Origin of the sequence: Legionella adelaidensis, from assembly GCF_900637865.1 — a bacterium.
Lineage (GTDB): Bacteria > Pseudomonadota > Gammaproteobacteria > Legionellales > Legionellaceae > Legionella_A > Legionella_A adelaidensis.
On sequence record NZ_LR134418.1, the window covers coordinates 318,924 to 335,360 of the forward strand.

Sequence of the window (16,437 nt, forward strand, 5' to 3'; positions counted from 1 at the left end):
CTGTTATTTTTCATGCTGAAAAAAATGAATGGTTTCCCGTAACCCTTGATCTAACAATATTTCCGTTTTAAATCCCTTCTTTTTCATTTTTTCAGTACTTCCCCAGGAATTTCTTACATCAAAAACTCGAGGAGGATCCCATTGTGTTTTATTTTTTTTATGCGTTAGTTCCGCAATTTTACTAGCTAATTGATTAATTGTAGTAGGAATTCCCGTGCAAATATTAATCACTTCAGCCTTATCTTCTACTATTTTTATAGCATGTAATAACGAATTAACAATGTCTTGCACAAATACAAAGTCTCGTGTTTGCTCTCCATCCCCATAAATAATAAAGGGTTCTTCTTTTAGCATTTGAGTAATAAACCGCGTTATGACTCCTGAATAAGGTGAATTAGGAGGTTGTCCAGGGCCATACACATTAAAAAATCGAAGTCCTATGCTGGGTAAACCATATATTCTATTTAAAAAGAAGGCATTTAATTCTGCCGAATACTTGTCACATCCATACGAAGAGAGAGGATTTATAAATAAATCTTCACGTAAAGGTAATGCCGTAGTGTCTCCGTAAACACCACAGGAAGAGGCATAAATTACAGGGATATTACCTGCTTCCATCGCCGCCCTAAATACATTTAAAGAACCTTGTAAGTTTACTCGATGAACCGGCATCCAATCTTCGAAAGAAATTTCAACCGTTGGAATCGCAGCCAAATGAAAACATGCATCACAGTCAATAAAAAATTTTCTTATCTTTGAAAAAAACTCAATGCTCTCGATTACATATTCTGCCTGGGAAAACCGTTTTTTGCCGTTGGATAAGTCATCAATAACGATAACTTCATGCCCGGAATCCAACAATTTTTTTGTTAAATGCGAACCAATAAATCCACAACCACCTGTTATGATATATTTAGCCATTACAAAGATTTTCCTCTTAGGCGATTAAAATAGTAATGAAACGTTCCCCAGACTTTAACCAGGGTGTGGTACTGTCTAAACCCAAACATTTCAATAAATACTAAAAAAACCATCCATACAATATCATTTATCTTTCGATACCGATTGAAAGTAATAATATTCATTAGCATATTGGAAAAAGTAAGATAGCTTGTAAAACCCCATGCGAGTAAGATGTATAAAATTGCTGAAGTAGTATTTAATATGCCTAAGAGATACGCTGCTGTTACAGTTACATAAGCCAAGCACTCAACTAACGGCGCTACAGCTTCCAACAATACATAAGTAGGGTAAGAAAACAGCCCTTGAATTCCAAAACGGGGATTTAGAAACATTCTCCAATATCGTATTACACTTCTTAAAATACCACGTTGCCAACGATCGCGTTGTATTCCAAACTCGCGTAAAGTAGCGGGCACATCTGTCCATACGGTGGCAGAAGGGTTAAATAAAATGGCATAGGTTTTTTTTTCGCGGTGTAAGTGGTAATGTAACCGTAAAATAATTTCCGTATCTTGGGCAAAATTATGACGATCATACCCTTTAATATTTAAAACCTCTTCCAATTTTAATAAGGTTGCTGTGCCTGAGTAACTCATTGTAGCTCCGAAATGATTCCAGCCTGTTCGATTAAATAAATGAGAGCGCATATATTCGAGGCTTTGTAAGGCAGGAACTAATTTATGAGGCATTCTGGAATCTACTACTTGGCCATTTTTTACTGCACACGCATTTAAAATATAAACACCTCCGCCTACAGCTACCGCATAGGGGTATGCTAATATCTCATACAGCATTTCTGAGACTGCTTTTTCGTGAATAATGGAATCAGCATCTATGGTAACAAAATAAGGAGTAAAACAAATATTTAAAGCAACGTTTAAAGAGTCTCCTACACCTGAATTAGGCTTATCGATGAGCATTAAATGCGGATGGATTTTAGAAATATATAGAGCCCTAGGTTTTGATGAAGGGATTTTAGGTTGAAAATGATAAGGCTGCTCTATCATTTCAAATTGTTTGATTAAAATCTCTAGCGTTTTATCGGTTGACCCATCATTTACTAAAAGGATATAAAGATTTTTATAATCCGAATTTAATGAACTCAATATATTCTGGATTACAAATTTTTCTTCATTATAAATAGCAGTAATAATAGTTACTGGAGGGAGCTTCTCGGGTAACAATGAATAAATATTAGTCTCTTTAGTACGTTGAAAAAACTCTACTATTCCACTTAAAGACCCAACTAAAATAGTGGTATAAATAATCGCCGAAAATATAAAAAAAATCAGAATACAATAATTTAAGAAAGTAATTATCTCAATCATGCATTTTCTCGCAGTTTTTCAAAATCAATGAAATATCCTGCCAAATGAGGCCAGGCTGTATGTTGTAATAATTCATTACCTATAAGAACTTCTTTCTCTTCTTTAAAATTCACTAATGCCTTGGCAGCATTTACTCTAACCCAGAGAATAGGATCATTTAAAAAAGGGACAATTGCTGGCACGGTCTCCTTATCCTTTAGCTTGCCCAGTGCCTTAATCGCTGCATTGCGTATCAGCCAATCCTTATCGTTTAACAGTTGTAACAAAACTGCTTTTCCCATATGCGGATCAGCCAAAGCAATAATAGGAATAACTGCAACTTTCCCTTCTCTTGGGAAATGCGCTAAATCTCTCATTGCAAAAGGATAAAATCTCTTCTCTAAACCAATCTGCCGCAGAATGCGATAGCAAATGAATTTAACGGGAGAATACGCAGGCGTACGCAATTTATTATAGATAAAATTTAATAAATGCTCTGAATAATGCAGCTGGGCAATATAAATTTTTTGGGTAAAGCGGTCAAATCCTTCTAATTTTTGCAAGATTTTCTCTGCAATCCGATCACTTTCTAAAGTACATCCAATGCGAATTGCGTTCAAACTCACAATAGAAAGCTTATCATCTATTAAGGCAATGATTTTTCCTTCATCTCCCTGATCAATGTAATAATGATAGGCTTCGACTAAATTATAACGGTTTACCCAATTATATGATCGGGCTAATTTACGCAACTTATTAATCAAATAATTGGCGACAAAGTCCGACTTCTCTTGTGCTGTTAAGGCATCACTCCTTTTAAAATATTTTATATATAATTCCGGCTTCGTTAAAAAAGGAGGAGTTTTATAGTTTGTTTTATCCTGAAAATATTTTTCAATTATTTGCAACTGCTTTTTTTCACGCGAATGAATATGCAGTACTAAAAAACGGGTAATATAAGTTCCCAATATCACTGCAGTCACTAACGTGAACTCTATTAATAGAAAAATATAAACAATTTTTTGCTCCACAGTAAAACCAGAAGTAAGATTCCTGGTTTTTTCATAGCCAGGAATTGCACTTTGACAATACAAGGGAAAGATGAATAAATAGAAAAAACCTAAAGCACGTTGGTATTTCATAGATCAAACCTCGCCTTAAGCCCAATATTTAAGTCTGCCAACCTTCGCGTGAAACCAGAAGGAAACTCCTGTGACTCAAGACCCGCACCATACAATATTAAAAAATATTTATTAAGGGGCTGTTGTCCTTCAACAAGGAAAATTCTATTTTTTACTTTAATAAAATTAACTGTGAGTAAATCAAACAGATCCGGGGAGGTACCGTATGCTAAAACAATGCCTATATATTGATCTTCATCAGCGAAATATCTACGCGCCTTCCCTTGCCACAACGTTGAGTGGGGACCTTTTTTAGGAATATAATGGTAGGGTTTTAATTCAAAATAATAGTTCTTCCAATACTTACCGGCACTAATATCTACTGTATTAAAATAAGTAAGCGGTAACGTTTTGTAACTTTCACCGGCTGAAATAATAAATGTTTGAGTCAATTTATGAAAAAGTTCCAGCTGGTAGGTTCTATCAGGAAATAACTCGGGAGTATTGGCATACCCGTAACCGAGATCAACCCAGGTATCTGTATTTAATTTCGGCTGCGCGTTTAAATATAATTGAGTTCCTTGCTGGTCGAGCCGATTAGCATAATTTACTGCCCCACCAAATGCCCCCCATTCATTTTTTCTATAAAGATAAAGAGAGGATAAATTCCAAACTTCATCGGGTTCATTGACATCTGCAAAACCGGAAAACAATGTTGCTTCAAAATAAGGTAAGGCAGGAGGCTCTGCTAAAGCCATAAAAGAATAAAAAATGGTGAGCCCTAAGATAAATAATGAGCTATAACGTTTTCCTGGCATGATCAATTAAATCCTTTAACGTTTTTTCAAGTGTCCATTCATAGGAGTAGTTAATTAAATTTAAAATTTTCTCTAAATTTGGCACGCGATTTTCAATATATATATACTCGTTTGAGTATACTTCTTCAAAAGGAACGCAAACAATTTTAGAAGTACTCCCAGCTATTTCTTTTATTAAATGAGCCAAGTTCATTATGGAAATAGCTTGCTTTTGCCCACAATTAAATATTTTTCCCGCAGCAGCCGGTATATCTGCTATCCCCACCATCAGACGTATCAGGTCTCTTACGTCGCAAAACGATCTTTTTTGCTGTCCATCCCCAAAAACGGTTATATCTTGATTTTTCAAAGCTTGATTAATGAATCTGGGAACTACCATACCATAAGCCGGAGACTGATTCATACCAATGGTATTAAAAATTCGTAATACAATGCAGGGGATTTGACTCGATTCATAATAGGACAAACCTATTACTTCTCCTGCCATTTTACTTACCGCATAGGAAGCTTGCGTCTTCTCTGTGCTTTCAGTAAAAAGGGCACATGCCTCCGCAATTTCTTGATATTGATTACCATATACTTCGGAAGTTGAAGCAAAAATCACTGTAGGACTTAATTTTTTTGCTATCAGCAAATCATATAAACGCATAGTTGCGTTTATATTTACCTTTAATGTTTTAATTGGGTGTTCAATAACATTAAACATCCCTACCATTGCAGCCAAATGATAAATACGGTCCACTTTTTCTAATACATCCCCTAAACTTTGCCAGATGGTTAGGTCTTGATGATGAAAGGTGAAGTTTTTATGGTTTTCGAAAGCAGCAATATTACTTTTAGTACCCGTGGAAAGGTCATCTATTACTATTACTTCATCATTTTTTTTTAAATGATAATTAGCTAAATTTGAACCAATGAAACCAGCGCCGCCTGTAATAAGAATACGCATCTATAAGCTCCAGTAGCAAAACTCACGGTATTTTTTTCCATTTATAAATATGCCTGGAATATCCATAAAAATCCCAGAATAATTTAATTTTTTTGTTATTTTTTCAATTCCCCACTCTTTAAAAACTGCATGCTCTTGTAAAACCAAAATAGCATCACAAGAAGGTATGCTGTCGATAGTACATAGTTCAAAAGGTAGTGAATGTTTATCTACGCAGGGATCAATAGGAAATACAGTAAAGCCATAGTCCACTAATAAATAATAAAGACTTAGCGCCAAGCTAAATCGCGTTTCCGAAATATCGGGTTTATAACTAAGACCCAAAATAGCTACTTTTGACTGTTTTAGAGATAGATGGCTATTATTTAAAAGCTTTAATAAAACGTGCAGTATAAAGTAAATAAAATTTTCATTTACTTGGCGGGCTGTTCTAATTAAATTGGCATCAATACCATATTTATTTGCCTGATATAATAAATAATAGGGATTAATTGGAATACAATATCCGCCCACGAGTCCCGGTTTATAACTTAGAAAATTCCATTTGGTTGCAGCTGCGTTAAAAACCTCTGATGAGGGGATTCCCATTTTATTTAAAAGCATGGCGTATTCATTCATCAAAGCAATATTTACATCTCTTTGAATATTTTCGATCAATTTACACGCTTCTGCGCTTTTCAAAGAAGACACTTTATAAAGTTTTATAGGTAATTTTTGGTATAATTCTTCTATTTTTTTAGCAGCAATATCATTTTGGCCAGCATACACTTTCACTGAGTTTTCTAAGCTACTATGTGAGGAACCTGGATCTAATCTTTCTGGAGAAAACCCCACAAAAAAATCTTCCCCACTTTTTAAACCACTCCCTTCCTCTAAAAGAGGAATAACTATCTCCTCTGTAGCTCCGGGAAATAAAGACGACTCTATGATAACGGTATCTCCTTTCTTCAATAGAGAACCGATTAATCTACTCGCATTTTTAATGGGTAATAAATCCGGAATGTGATGGTCATTTAAGGTCGTTGGAACAGCAATGATAAAATAATTAACATTTTTAATGTCTTCTTTAGAATGCGTAAATAAAAGAAACGCATTTTTTTTTGTGGCTCGCAAGGAACGAATGCGGTTTTCATCAATATCATAACCGTAAACTTTGACTTTAGCCTTAGCGAAAGCTAATACGAGTTCCAAACCTACATACCCTACACCAATAATTGCAATTTCTGGTTTCATTTTAATATTCAGAATTTACACTGGTTCCATGGCCTGCATTTACATTTTTATCCAAAGAGGGCTGTAGATTATGAATGGTTAAATCATGATCTATCTCAATGGGGTGCCCTGTATTAACTCCAACTCGGGGAGAAGAAAAGGAAGGAGCTCTATATAAGTCAATGGTATGTGTGAAGGTTACATCAGTACTTTTATTAGGTACATATGCATAAACCACTTCTACCTGGAAAAAGCCAGCTAAACCGAGGCATATCGTAGAGAACACCATCGCGAACATTCTGAGCTTTCTCATTTCCAATCTCCCTTAAATCCGGATCGCTCTACCCTTTTTAAGTATAGTTCCTAAAGAGAAGAAAATTTTAATCTATTTGTAAAATTCTCTTAATGCCGCATGAAATATTTGCGCCCGGGGAGGTAATCCTTCTTGTTCATAAATAGATACTTGCTCTTTTACTGCAGTTTTAAAGCTTTCTGTATCCCATTCTTCCCCGTCAAGGTTGTCGACACTAAACTGAAAAGGAAATTTTGCCGCTTTTGATAAAAGCCACTCTAATGCCTGGGGTTTTACTTCCACAACTTGAAATAAGGCTTGTTGCTCTTTACTCCGACCATCAGGTACATACCAATAACCATAATCTATGAGCTTTCTTCTTTCTTCACCGGCGATAAACCAATGGGCGCACTCATGAAGCGCACTACTAAAAAACCCATGGGCAAAAATTATAGAATGATACGCACAATTTTCATTCGCTGGCATATAAAGCGGCTCTTCTCCACCTTTCACCAAACGCGTATTATGAGTTTTTGCAAAGCAGGTATTGAAAAGCTTTATTAAATCTTGATAGTGATGCATAGTGAAAAATTACAGTTTGGGCAACAGCTGCCGATATAATACCCAAGATACTTCAAAATGCTAGGTTTTGAACGATTCGATTCTTGGATATAAATACTAGACACTCTCAGATGTAATTTTTTAAAAGTATCATAGTGTACAAAAGACGGCAGGAAGGGAGAAGAAAAAATGAAAAAAATACTCTCATTAATCTTATTTAGCGTGCTTTTAAGTAGCTGTGGGTTTAATAGCGGATGCGACGCCTGTGGTAGTACCATGCGCAATGTGACCATTATTGGCTGTTGCAGCACTACTCCTTGGTAAGCTGTCACAGTAGTTACGCAGTGCGCAATAGGCATCTAGAAATTTTTATTATGAACTTAGCGGCTTTAGATATCTTTTCGCAAAAAGTTTAGCCGGTAGCGGCTCGCTAAAATAGAAACCTTGCTGGATCACGCAATCTAGTTCATGTAATAATTCTGACTGCATTTTAGTTTCAATTCCTTCAGCAATTAATACCAACCCTGTATTTTTTGCCAGGTTAACAATGGCTTTGATAATACTTAAATTCCTTTTGTCACCCGGTAGCCCTTGAATAAAGACTCTATCGATTTTCATATTGTCTAGCGGCAACATTTGTAAATAGCGCATGGAAGAGTAGCCTGTACCGAAATCATCTATAGAAATACGACTTCCCAGATGATGAATCTGATTTAAAATGGAAATGGTTTCTGATAAGTTACCAATCAAGGAACTTTCGGTTATTTCAAACTCAAGATTTTGCGGATTGACTTGTGTAGTCTCAATTATTTTAGTTATCTGACTCACCAGGTTTTCTTGGGTAAACTGTTTTGCGGCAATATTTATAGCTATGGGCGGCACTGATAAATTTTGTTTCTCCCACTCTTTTACTTGCCTACAGGCCTCATGAATTACCCACTCACCCAAAGGGATAATCAGATTCGACTCTTCAGTCAAAGGTAAAAAATAATCAGGAAGCAATAATCCGAGCGTTGGATGCTCCCAGCGTAGTAGAACTTCAGCCCCGACTAAAGAAAAATTTTCACAATTTATTTTTGGTTGAAAATAAATCCTAAATTGTTCTTCTGTTAACGCAGTATATAGCTCTTGTAACATGCGATTACGTTCGCGTACGATTTTTTCCAAAGCACTGGAGAAAAATACATAGCGATTTTTACCACTTTCTTTCGCTTTATACATCGACATATCAGCGAATTTAATGATTTCATCACTGTTATTAGAGTCCTCGGGGGCAATGACAATTCCAATACTTGCAGTAACATGAAACTCCGCGCCCTTAACATTATATGGTTTGGCAAAGACCTTTAACAATTTATCAGCAGCGCTAATCGCTTTTTTGTGCGCCAAATCCGCACGCGGTATATCTGTCAGTAAAATAGTAAATTCATCACCACCTATACGGGCGATTAAACCATTATGACCGATTGCATTTTGCATGGTTTGTGCAACTGAATAGAGGAAATTGTCTCCAACGCTATGTCCTAACGTATCATTAATATCCTTGAAATTATCCAAGTCCAGGAACATTAATACGCAATGGTGGCGTGCTTCTACGTTACGTATTAAAGCTCTATGTAACTGGTCTCTTAGTACCAAACGATTCGGTAAGCCCGTTAAATCATCATAATGCGCTTGGTAATAGAGCCGTTCTTCCCATTCGGCGTGGGTAAACGCAACCGCTGCTCGATAAAAAATATCATGTAGCTCTTCTGTATTGCAGTCATTTAGAGAATCTATATGATTAAAACCTAGTACAATCATGGCGGCAGGATCATTTTTATGTAAGATAGGGAAGATAATTAAATACCGGATTCCGTATTCTTTAACGAAACTTAAATAAGCGGGGGCATCGACAACATTAAGATTAAGAGTTATTTCCCTTGAATATTGCAAATTTTTATATTCTTCCTTTTTAATTTCTACTACTTTTAGTATTTCATTACTATTTTCACCTGTCAGTACCCGTAAATCTATTTTGTTATTCCTTTTAAAAGAACCTAAAATAAGTAGATCATAATCCACTAATTCTTTTAAACTGGCAAAAATAAGATTTAAAACTTTTTCCCCATCTTCGTTTTTTAAAATGCTCTGATCCAATACCGAGAGCAATGATAATGTCCGAAATTGTTGTCTTAAATGTTTAGCCATACGGTTAAAGGCATCCCCCAACTCTTCGAATTCATCTCCGCTTTTAACTGTTACCGGTGTGGAAAAATCTCTACTGGCAATACGGCGGGTAGCGTTACGCAACTGCTCTAAAGGAATCAAATAACGGCGAATTTGAGATTGACTCAATAACATACTGACTAAAAAAGCAAAGAATATGGTAGGAAGCAAAATTTTATACAGGTTTTTTATTTGTGAGAACAGATTAGACTCTGGCTCAGCAAGAATAATTACCCAGTTAGTACTGTGGAATCTAAAGCGTAAAAATAAGCTCCAATAAGCCCCAATAAATTCTTTATTTTGTAGTTTCCAAGAAAAAACTCCGGTATCAGATTTTAATTTTTCAACAAGAAAAGGACTGGGAATAGGAGAAACGCTAGTGCTATATATAACGTTATTATTTGTATCAAGAACCCATAGAAGACTCTGGTTAGTTAAATTAAAATCCCATAATAAATCTTGGTTAATTTCTCCGACTAAAAATACCTCTTTATTCATTTTATGGGTAATAAAAAACCTATTCGTTTTACTCGTTTCCTCCCTCACTATTGAAAGCGAACTATCGCCTGGAGAAGTTGGCAAATTGGGGGGCAAAAATAAGGCTGGACCGTGCAAAGAAAGAGCTTTTCCATTTTTTGCGATAATACTTAAGGCTTTGAAGTCGGTAGCTAAATCCTCTAAATTTTCTGTGGATTTTATAAAATCTTTACCGTTAATAAAAATTAATGCTTTTCCTAATAAATTTAACTGCTTATCTAGATTAGATAAGCGTCCAATGACGGCCATGCCGGCATTTTTAACATCCTGTCGAACTTGAACTTGGCTATTAAAGGTCAACTGGCGATTCAATTGTAAAACTAAAAAAATAGCTAAAAAGATAATCGGAATGAGTGCGGAAAGAATAAAGAGATAAAAGATACGATGAGCTACTTTGCTCTGAAAGAATTTCCATTCAAGACGCATGCTCCCTCGCTTTCAGTTCTTAATACTCAGATCCAAGTCCTATATAACCACCATTATTAGCTCTAACAACATCGTCTTGGCTTTCCGTAGCCCCTAAAGAAGCGGCTGTTTTACCGTCTTCTCCCATACTATATAGATCATAGTCTGAATTTATAGGATATAAGTTTTTATCTTTTCTTACTCGAGAATCCAATGACCTATCTGGAAGACTGGAAATATCTAAATATTGGTAAGGCTTGCCCCATGGGTCTAACTTATTATTGGCTCCAATCGCAAGTAAGTCTGCTGGGTATTTGTGACCAAATTCCATGTAAAAATTTTCAATGGCCAGCTCTATCTCTTTAATATCCTCAATCGCTCGCTGGATTTGAGACCGTTTATTGGATTCTTGATAAGAAGCGACAGTGAAACCAATAATTAATGAGATTAGGGAAATGACAATTAATAACTCAAGAATAGTAAAACCTTTATATACATTTTGGAAAGCTAAAGCAGGTTTTGTCGGTGAAGAAAGTCTTCTCCACAGTGATGAGAGGTTTCTACCTTCAATCCACTTGAGTATTAAAAAAAATTGATTTTTCATGCCTAGTCCAAAACTCATTATTTTTTGGACAATTTTCATTGTCTTATTTTTATAGCTTGGACACAGAATAAAGAACTGTCAAAATTCTACCGTTTTTCACACCGAAGTAGGGACGTAGGGAGGTTCCGGTTCGCTCTCCTCGTTTAAAAGAGGAACTTCGCTTCGAGTAAAAATAGTTGCTGTAGTTCGTGTACCAATGGAAATAAGTTTTAGAACACTATCTACAAAAATACTGGATAGTAAATATAACGTATTCATCCCATGATAAAGTGCCGAGCCAGTATTGTTGGCGAAGCTAGGCAAGTTTAAAATTAAAAGGGAACCCAAGGCAAACATTATGCTTTTTATGGTCAGTAATAACTTTAAAACACTTCCCAAAAAACAATCCCACATTTTAAGAAAAAGCGAACCAACATCATTGAAAAAATCGTAATGAGATGGATATCTGGTGAAATAACCTTCCTCAGCAGGATAATTTTGCTCAACATAGGAAGCTTCTTTTTCTGCCCTCATTTGTTTGAACATAGTGATAATAAACATAACAACCCCCACCCGAGATGTTAAAAATTATATCAGAATGTGTATATAAAATAAATTTTAAAATTACAATAAAGCGAATAGCGTGTGACAGAGCAGGACTTACGCAAAACGTCGATGATTTTAATAAGAGAGTTTAGATTAACTAAATGACCGAATTAAAATCATTTTTAACGAAGCGATCGACGTTTTGCGCAAGTCCTGAGATTAAACGCACACTAAGCAAAATTACTATACTTATAGTAGAATTAATAAGCCATGGAGGATATAATGGATAAAATAAAAAATAAGAAAAGCTCCAAATCGCATCCAAACCAAACAAAAAAAGCCAAGAAAGTTCATACGGATAAGTTGCTAGATGAAGCCTTGGAGGAAACTTTTCCGGCAAGTGATGCGGTAGCCAAATACTAAAGCTTTTATAATTAATATGAAATAATGCCTTTACTTTCCGAATTACGAACAGTAATACCTAACTATTGGTATACAACCGCTCAACTGAACGCAGTGGGCAAAGCATGGGAAAGTGAATCACCACACCATTTATTTCTGGTCTCTGAAAAAGTCTATAAAACAAAGCTGGCAGAAAGACATTTAATTCAAAAAAAGGACATTTTTCCCTTGAAGATTTTGCTGCCTCTTAATTGTGACGGCGACCATTGGACTTCAGTCGCTATTCAAGTTTCGCAAAAAGCTGGAAAAGCCCACATAAAAATTTCTTTTACCGATTCCAATAAATTTACCAATCTTTACATAACTCTCGACTCGGCAATTAAAGCAGAGGTAAGCCGCTTGAAAATTTTATTGCTGAAAGTGTACCCGCAAGCGGAAATAGAATCTGAAATTTACCCTTTTTCATGGAAACAAGAAGATTATTCCTCGTGTGGGCCCTACTCACTAGCTAATGGCATGCGTTGTTTAAATGAAGAGGGGTATCAACCGAACCCGGGGCGGGTCGCAATCCGCATACAGCAATTAAATAAAATGGAATCTTCCATCGCTATTAAAGGTTGCTCCAACAACAATGAAATTGATGAAATCCTTACCTATTGGTTAAAAGACCGTATTTCCCAAAATAAACCATATTTACTTACTTCCTCCGTCACCATGGAGTTGTTATGTTTAAACTATGCGAGAGCCATGGATCAAGATTATGAAGAAGTACGTAAGAAATTTGGGGAAGAGTATGATTACGATAGGAATCTGTTACGCTTTGTCCCAGTTAATATTAGATTACGCGAACTATTGAGAAAAAATCGTAGAGAATTGCACTCCTCGACCAATCTGGAGAACGAATACGACAGAGTTCTTAAAGGTAATGTCATGGCACAATTAGAAAAAATTAGATTTAGCATTGCCAGGAAAAAAGGAGAATTAGTCTCTTATCGAATAATGGCTGAAGCATTGCCCCTTATCCAGAAATTAAATACTTCCGCAGTCATAAAAGAGCTTGATAAAATATTTGATAATAGCCAGGAGTGCAAAACCCATTTAATTACCTTGGCAGAGATAGTAGGTTCCAGATCTATTGAAAACGATTATTCGCAGAAATTGATGAAATTAGCCCAGGCTTATAAGGCCGTTTTTGAAGCTTGGACAGCAATTAATACCTTGCCCTCCTTTTCTTTAGAATTCCCTATACAATTATTACATAACCAAATTGGGTTACTACAAAAAGCCGTAGCTAGAAATAAAGCAACACTAGTGGGTTCAATCGCTTACCTGATAAAAGATTTTTGTGATTATCTTTTAGAGTTTTGTAGCCTGGGGGTATGGATTCCTGATTACAAACAAATTGAATACATCAAACTTCAATTGCAAAAAGATACCAAAACCACATCCAATGCAGACTTCATGAAAGAACTGGATCAATTAGAACAGCTGGCTGGCGCTAAAAGAGCTGTTGAAGAATCCCTTCAACAGCTTCCGCTCTAAAGTTGTAAATCTCCTACTGCAGAACTTTTTAACTCCCTCTCACGATCCAGTTCCCCTTTGGCTTTTTTCAAAGCAGGTATATTTAAATTCAAATTACCTAATGAATCAATCCACTGCAGTTTGGTAATTACCTCCCTTGTGCGATGCCCTTGGTTATCCAGTGCATGGCGAAGTATGTCTACCAGGGAAGCATTCTTATAATCAATTCTACTTCTACGAAAAATGCCGAACCATCCACTTAGAGCGCTTTTTAATGTTTTTTCGTATTCCGTAATAAAAGCAGCCTTTAATGCTTCCGGGGCTATATGTAATACTTCTTTTTGCACGGCTTCTTCTTTTGGTGCTACAAAATCAAAATTTTCTTCACAGTACTGGGAGATCTCTTGAGCCAAAATGGCATGCATATCCATAGTAGGATGGATATCATCCCAAAACATATACCCCTGAGACGGGGAAGTATGATCTTTGTTAATTCGAAAATCAGGGGAGCGCGTATAAGGTTTTGTAAGTTTATCTGCAGCAAAACCATAAGCAGTAGGGTTATGATAAACCCTATTAAAAATAGAAGCCACATCAAAAACATTGGTCGAGCAATGTACATAAGTTTTTTGCAAACGTTGGCATTCTTCTTGTAACCTTTCATTAAAATACTGACACCAGCGGCTGGCATTTTCCTGCTCTTCTTTACTTTTTGCCTGGAAACGGGGAGTAAGTGACAAATCGGGTAAATTAATCAAAACAAAATGGCGATAACCGTTTTTTATCAAGGCTTCTACGTTCGCAATCCTTGCTTTTAATACCCGTTCAACTACTTCTTTGCTAGGCCTGGAATTAACGGTAATAAAATCATTTCCGCCCGACCATTCCATTACCAACGTTTGTTTTTTATGATGGGTAGAAACTTCATTTTTGGCATCATAAGCTAAAAGAGCCTCTCTTTTTTGCTTTAAATTGGCAAGAATCCAACGACTGGCACAAAGAGGGATATTAAGCGTAGGGGAATTACGATAATCATCTGCAGTTAATCCACCTTCATCATAATTACGAACAAAATCACGCCCTTGGTATTTAACATATAAATCATTGTCAAATGTGTAAGAACCTTCAATAAATGGTTGAACTTTTAGATCGTCACTAATAATACCATCAGCGATATCATCGTCTCTTAAACCAAAATGCTCCTCTTTCTTTTGCTGAATCTCATCAAACTCGGTTGCCTCTCTATTCTTTTTACTTCTATGAGTCAAAATATCGTCAGCCCTATCGGCTACATCCATATCGCCTTTTTTGTGCTGCTTTTCTTCTAATTCCTCGATAAGAAAGCGATTAATCATATGCGCACTAAATAAATCGCTCCAGGCTAACCCATTGGTAAAGCGTCCTAAAGCGGTATATCTTTGCAATCCTGCTAAAGCAACCATAGGGATAACCCCTAAAAGCTTTCTGCGTTCTAAGGTGCCGCGGTCAGATAAGCTATCACCCATCATAATTACATGAGCAACTTTTTTTCTAGCAGAAATTATTTTTGTCATATTTATACCCAAGGAAAAAATATCAATTATATCATTTTAGTAAAAAAAATAACCACTTTTCCTATCTATTTTACTCAGTATTTACAATAAAAAATGCCATACTTAAATAAATCTACTGAGTACATAAAGGGATTTATGGAACCTCAAATCACTCAAAAACTCATTCAAATAATCAATGAAGAAATTATCCCCCTTGCACCTGTATCATGTGCCTATAAGAGCATTATTCGTCAAATTGGCGATTGCTCCATAGTATTAATAGGGGAAGCGACCCATGGTACAGAAGAATTTTATCAAATTCGTATGGAAATTTCGGAAATATTAATTAAAAAACATGGTTTTATGGCCATTGCCATCGAAGGAGATTGGCCGGATGCTTATCAAGTTCACCGCTACTTACAAGGAAATAGCCCGATAAATAATGCTACTGAGGTTTTAAATGTGTTTAAACGTTTCCCTTCATGGATGTGGCGTAATCTCTCTATGGTCGCTTTTTTGCAAAAATTAAGAACATTCAATGACTCTTTACCGCCCCAGGAAAAAATAGGATTTTATGGCTTAGATTTATACAGCTTGAATACGTCGATGGAAGCAGTTATTGAGTTTTTAAGAAAGAAAGATCCCGTAGCCGCCCAAAGGGCGATTAACCGTTACTCCTGCTTTGACCATGTAAAAGTAGACCCGCAACTATATGGTTATCTTTCCGCTTTAAAACCCAAAAAATCTTGTTTGGACGAGGTTGTTACGCAACTATTAGAAATGCAGCATCACGCTTTCAAGTATATAAAAGCAGATGGTTTACGCGCTGAAGATGAATACTTTTTTGCTACGCAAAATGCACGCCTGGTTAAAAACGCTGAAAATTATTACCGTAACTTGCTTGAAGACCATATTACCACGTGGAATATTAGAGATACACATATGGCAGAAACAGTGAATGTAATTGCAGACCATTTACAAAAGCGACGGAATCAGCCTGCCAAATTAATAGTATGGGCGCACAATTCCCATGTTGGAGATGCCAGAGCCACGGAAATGGGTCAAAAAGGAGAAGTGAACTTAGGCCAGCTTTTGCGAGAAACGCATGATAAAAATGTATATACTTTAGGATTTTCAACGTACCAAGGAACAGTCACAGCGGCTAATAACTGGGGTGAACCTCCGCAGCAAAAAAGAATCTTACCCGGTAGCCCTGGAAGCTATGAGCTACTATTTCACAATGCCTGTCACCAGAATTTTGTATTACATCTTAATCAAAATGCAAAACTTGAAAAGTTCTTAAATGTCCCTCATTTACAAAGAGCAATTGGTGTCATCTACCGGCCTGAAACCGAGCGGTTCAGCCACTATTTTTTAACTCACTTACCATTACAATTTGACAGTTTAATTCACATCGACACAACCAATTTTCTAAAACCTGTGGATACGAAGACGCAGACTCACCTTTAATTGACTAAAA

At 36.2% G+C, this 16,437-nt stretch carries 16 protein-coding genes; 4 read left to right on the forward strand and 12 right to left on the reverse strand.

Annotated features, from left to right (window positions below; genetic code table 11):
- Nucleotides 1–3 precede the first annotated feature (3 nt).
- The 8 genes from EL206_RS02625 to EL206_RS02660 all read right to left on the reverse strand — a co-directional run bounded on the left by EL206_RS02625 (nucleotide 4) and on the right by EL206_RS02660 (nucleotide 7,244).
- A complete protein-coding gene (locus EL206_RS02625) occupies nucleotides 4–921 on the reverse strand; it encodes an NAD-dependent epimerase/dehydratase family protein (protein WP_058461995.1) in 918 nt (305 codons plus the stop codon).
- Entirely contained in the window at nucleotides 921–2,291 is a 1,371-nt protein-coding gene (locus EL206_RS02630; RefSeq protein WP_058461996.1) for a glycosyltransferase family 2 protein, read from the reverse strand. Before EL206_RS02630 ends, EL206_RS02625 begins: the two co-directional genes overlap by 1 nt.
- Nucleotides 2,288–3,412 (reverse strand): HEAT repeat domain-containing protein, encoded by a 1,125-nt coding sequence (locus tag EL206_RS02635; protein WP_058461997.1) that lies wholly within the window; start codon nucleotides 3,410–3,412, stop codon nucleotides 2,288–2,290. The genes EL206_RS02630 and EL206_RS02635 overlap by 4 nt, the downstream gene beginning before the upstream one ends.
- Nucleotides 3,409–4,209, reverse strand: coding sequence for a YaiO family outer membrane beta-barrel protein (locus EL206_RS02640; RefSeq protein ID WP_058461998.1), 801 nt, complete (start codon nucleotides 4,207–4,209; stop codon nucleotides 3,409–3,411). Before EL206_RS02640 ends, EL206_RS02635 begins: the two co-directional genes overlap by 4 nt.
- The gene (locus EL206_RS02645) at nucleotides 4,190–5,158 is read right to left on the reverse strand and encodes an NAD-dependent epimerase/dehydratase family protein (protein WP_058461999.1); all 969 of its coding nucleotides are present in this window, start codon (nucleotides 5,156–5,158) and stop codon (nucleotides 4,190–4,192) included. The genes EL206_RS02640 and EL206_RS02645 overlap by 20 nt, the downstream gene beginning before the upstream one ends.
- The gene (locus tag EL206_RS02650) at nucleotides 5,159–6,391 is read right to left on the reverse strand and encodes a nucleotide sugar dehydrogenase (protein ID WP_058462000.1); all 1,233 of its coding nucleotides are present in this window, start codon (nucleotides 6,389–6,391) and stop codon (nucleotides 5,159–5,161) included. It lies immediately after the preceding gene.
- A gap of 1 nt (nucleotide 6,392) precedes the next feature.
- A complete protein-coding gene (locus EL206_RS02655; RefSeq protein ID WP_058462001.1) occupies nucleotides 6,393–6,683 on the reverse strand; it encodes a hypothetical protein in 291 nt (96 codons plus the stop codon).
- Between the two features lie 72 nt (nucleotides 6,684–6,755).
- The gene (locus tag EL206_RS02660) at nucleotides 6,756–7,244 is read right to left on the reverse strand and encodes an elongation factor P hydroxylase (RefSeq protein ID WP_058462002.1); all 489 of its coding nucleotides are present in this window, start codon (nucleotides 7,242–7,244) and stop codon (nucleotides 6,756–6,758) included.
- Between the two features lie 168 nt (nucleotides 7,245–7,412).
- Between EL206_RS02660 and EL206_RS10155 the strand changes: the two genes are divergently transcribed.
- Entirely contained in the window at nucleotides 7,413–7,547 is a 135-nt protein-coding gene (locus EL206_RS10155; RefSeq protein WP_267885271.1) for a hypothetical protein, read from the forward strand.
- Between the two features lie 48 nt (nucleotides 7,548–7,595).
- Here the strand turns inward: EL206_RS10155 and EL206_RS02665 are convergent, their stop codons facing one another.
- Genes EL206_RS02665 through EL206_RS02675 form a run of 3 tightly spaced genes read right to left on the reverse strand, consistent with a single transcriptional unit; the run spans nucleotide 7,596 to nucleotide 11,517 of the window.
- A complete protein-coding gene (locus tag EL206_RS02665) occupies nucleotides 7,596–10,394 on the reverse strand; it encodes an EAL domain-containing protein (protein WP_058462003.1) in 2,799 nt (932 codons plus the stop codon).
- 19 nt (nucleotides 10,395–10,413) lie between these two features.
- A complete protein-coding gene (locus EL206_RS02670; protein WP_131739637.1) occupies nucleotides 10,414–11,016 on the reverse strand; it encodes a prepilin-type N-terminal cleavage/methylation domain-containing protein in 603 nt (200 codons plus the stop codon).
- Nucleotides 11,017–11,073: 57 nt separating this feature from the next.
- The gene (locus tag EL206_RS02675; RefSeq protein WP_058462005.1) at nucleotides 11,074–11,517 is read right to left on the reverse strand and encodes a hypothetical protein; all 444 of its coding nucleotides are present in this window, start codon (nucleotides 11,515–11,517) and stop codon (nucleotides 11,074–11,076) included.
- A gap of 267 nt (nucleotides 11,518–11,784) precedes the next feature.
- Here EL206_RS02675 and EL206_RS09940 point away from each other — a divergent pair, with 267 nt between their 5' ends.
- Both EL206_RS09940 and EL206_RS02680 read left to right on the forward strand, forming a co-directional pair.
- On the forward strand, nucleotides 11,785–11,925 hold the full coding sequence (locus EL206_RS09940) for a hypothetical protein (RefSeq protein WP_162261861.1): 141 nt from the start codon (nucleotides 11,785–11,787) through the stop codon (nucleotides 11,923–11,925).
- 24 nt (nucleotides 11,926–11,949) lie between these two features.
- Nucleotides 11,950–13,446, forward strand: a complete 1,497-nt coding sequence (locus EL206_RS02680; protein ID WP_058462006.1) for a Ulp1 family isopeptidase — start codon at nucleotides 11,950–11,952, stop codon at nucleotides 13,444–13,446.
- Here the strand turns inward: EL206_RS02680 and EL206_RS02685 are convergent.
- Entirely contained in the window at nucleotides 13,443–14,978 is a 1,536-nt protein-coding gene (locus EL206_RS02685; RefSeq protein WP_058462007.1) for an SGNH/GDSL hydrolase family protein, read from the reverse strand. The genes EL206_RS02680 and EL206_RS02685 overlap by 4 nt on opposite strands.
- Before the next feature lie 135 nt (nucleotides 14,979–15,113).
- On the opposite strand from EL206_RS02685, the gene EL206_RS02690 reads away from it, so the two are divergent.
- Nucleotides 15,114–16,427 carry an erythromycin esterase family protein gene (locus EL206_RS02690; RefSeq protein ID WP_058462008.1) on the forward strand — a complete coding sequence of 438 codons (1,314 nt, stop codon included), beginning with the start codon at nucleotides 15,114–15,116 and terminating at the stop codon, nucleotides 16,425–16,427.
- Nucleotides 16,428–16,437 lie beyond the last annotated feature (10 nt).

Coding starts and splice junctions, on each gene's coding strand:
- EL206_RS02625 (WP_058461995.1), bottom strand. CDS start 921: ATGGCTAAATATATCATAACAGGTGGTTGTGGATTTATTGGTTCGCAT.
- EL206_RS02630 (WP_058461996.1), bottom strand. CDS start 2,291: ATGATTGAGATAATTACTTTCTTAAATTATTGTATTCTGATTTTTTTT.
- EL206_RS02635 (WP_058461997.1), bottom strand. CDS start 3,412: ATGAAATACCAACGTGCTTTAGGTTTTTTCTATTTATTCATCTTTCCC.
- EL206_RS02640 (WP_058461998.1), bottom strand. CDS start 4,209: ATGCCAGGAAAACGTTATAGCTCATTATTTATCTTAGGGCTCACCATT.
- EL206_RS02645 (WP_058461999.1), bottom strand. CDS start 5,158: ATGCGTATTCTTATTACAGGCGGCGCTGGTTTCATTGGTTCAAATTTA.
- EL206_RS02650 (WP_058462000.1), bottom strand. CDS start 6,391: ATGAAACCAGAAATTGCAATTATTGGTGTAGGGTATGTAGGTTTGGAA.
- EL206_RS02655 (WP_058462001.1), bottom strand. CDS start 6,683: ATGAGAAAGCTCAGAATGTTCGCGATGGTGTTCTCTACGATATGCCTC.
- EL206_RS02660 (WP_058462002.1), bottom strand. CDS start 7,244: ATGCATCACTATCAAGATTTAATAAAGCTTTTCAATACCTGCTTTGCA.
- EL206_RS10155 (WP_267885271.1), top strand. CDS start 7,413: ATGAAAAAAATACTCTCATTAATCTTATTTAGCGTGCTTTTAAGTAGC.
- EL206_RS02665 (WP_058462003.1), bottom strand. CDS start 10,394: ATGCGTCTTGAATGGAAATTCTTTCAGAGCAAAGTAGCTCATCGTATC.
- EL206_RS02670 (WP_131739637.1), bottom strand. CDS start 11,016: ATGAAAATTGTCCAAAAAATAATGAGTTTTGGACTAGGCATGAAAAAT.
- EL206_RS02675 (WP_058462005.1), bottom strand. CDS start 11,517: ATGTTTATTATCACTATGTTCAAACAAATGAGGGCAGAAAAAGAAGCT.
- EL206_RS09940 (WP_162261861.1), top strand. CDS start 11,785: ATGGATAAAATAAAAAATAAGAAAAGCTCCAAATCGCATCCAAACCAA.
- EL206_RS02680 (WP_058462006.1), top strand. CDS start 11,950: ATGCCTTTACTTTCCGAATTACGAACAGTAATACCTAACTATTGGTAT.
- EL206_RS02685 (WP_058462007.1), bottom strand. CDS start 14,978: ATGACAAAAATAATTTCTGCTAGAAAAAAAGTTGCTCATGTAATTATG.
- EL206_RS02690 (WP_058462008.1), top strand. CDS start 15,114: ATGGAACCTCAAATCACTCAAAAACTCATTCAAATAATCAATGAAGAA.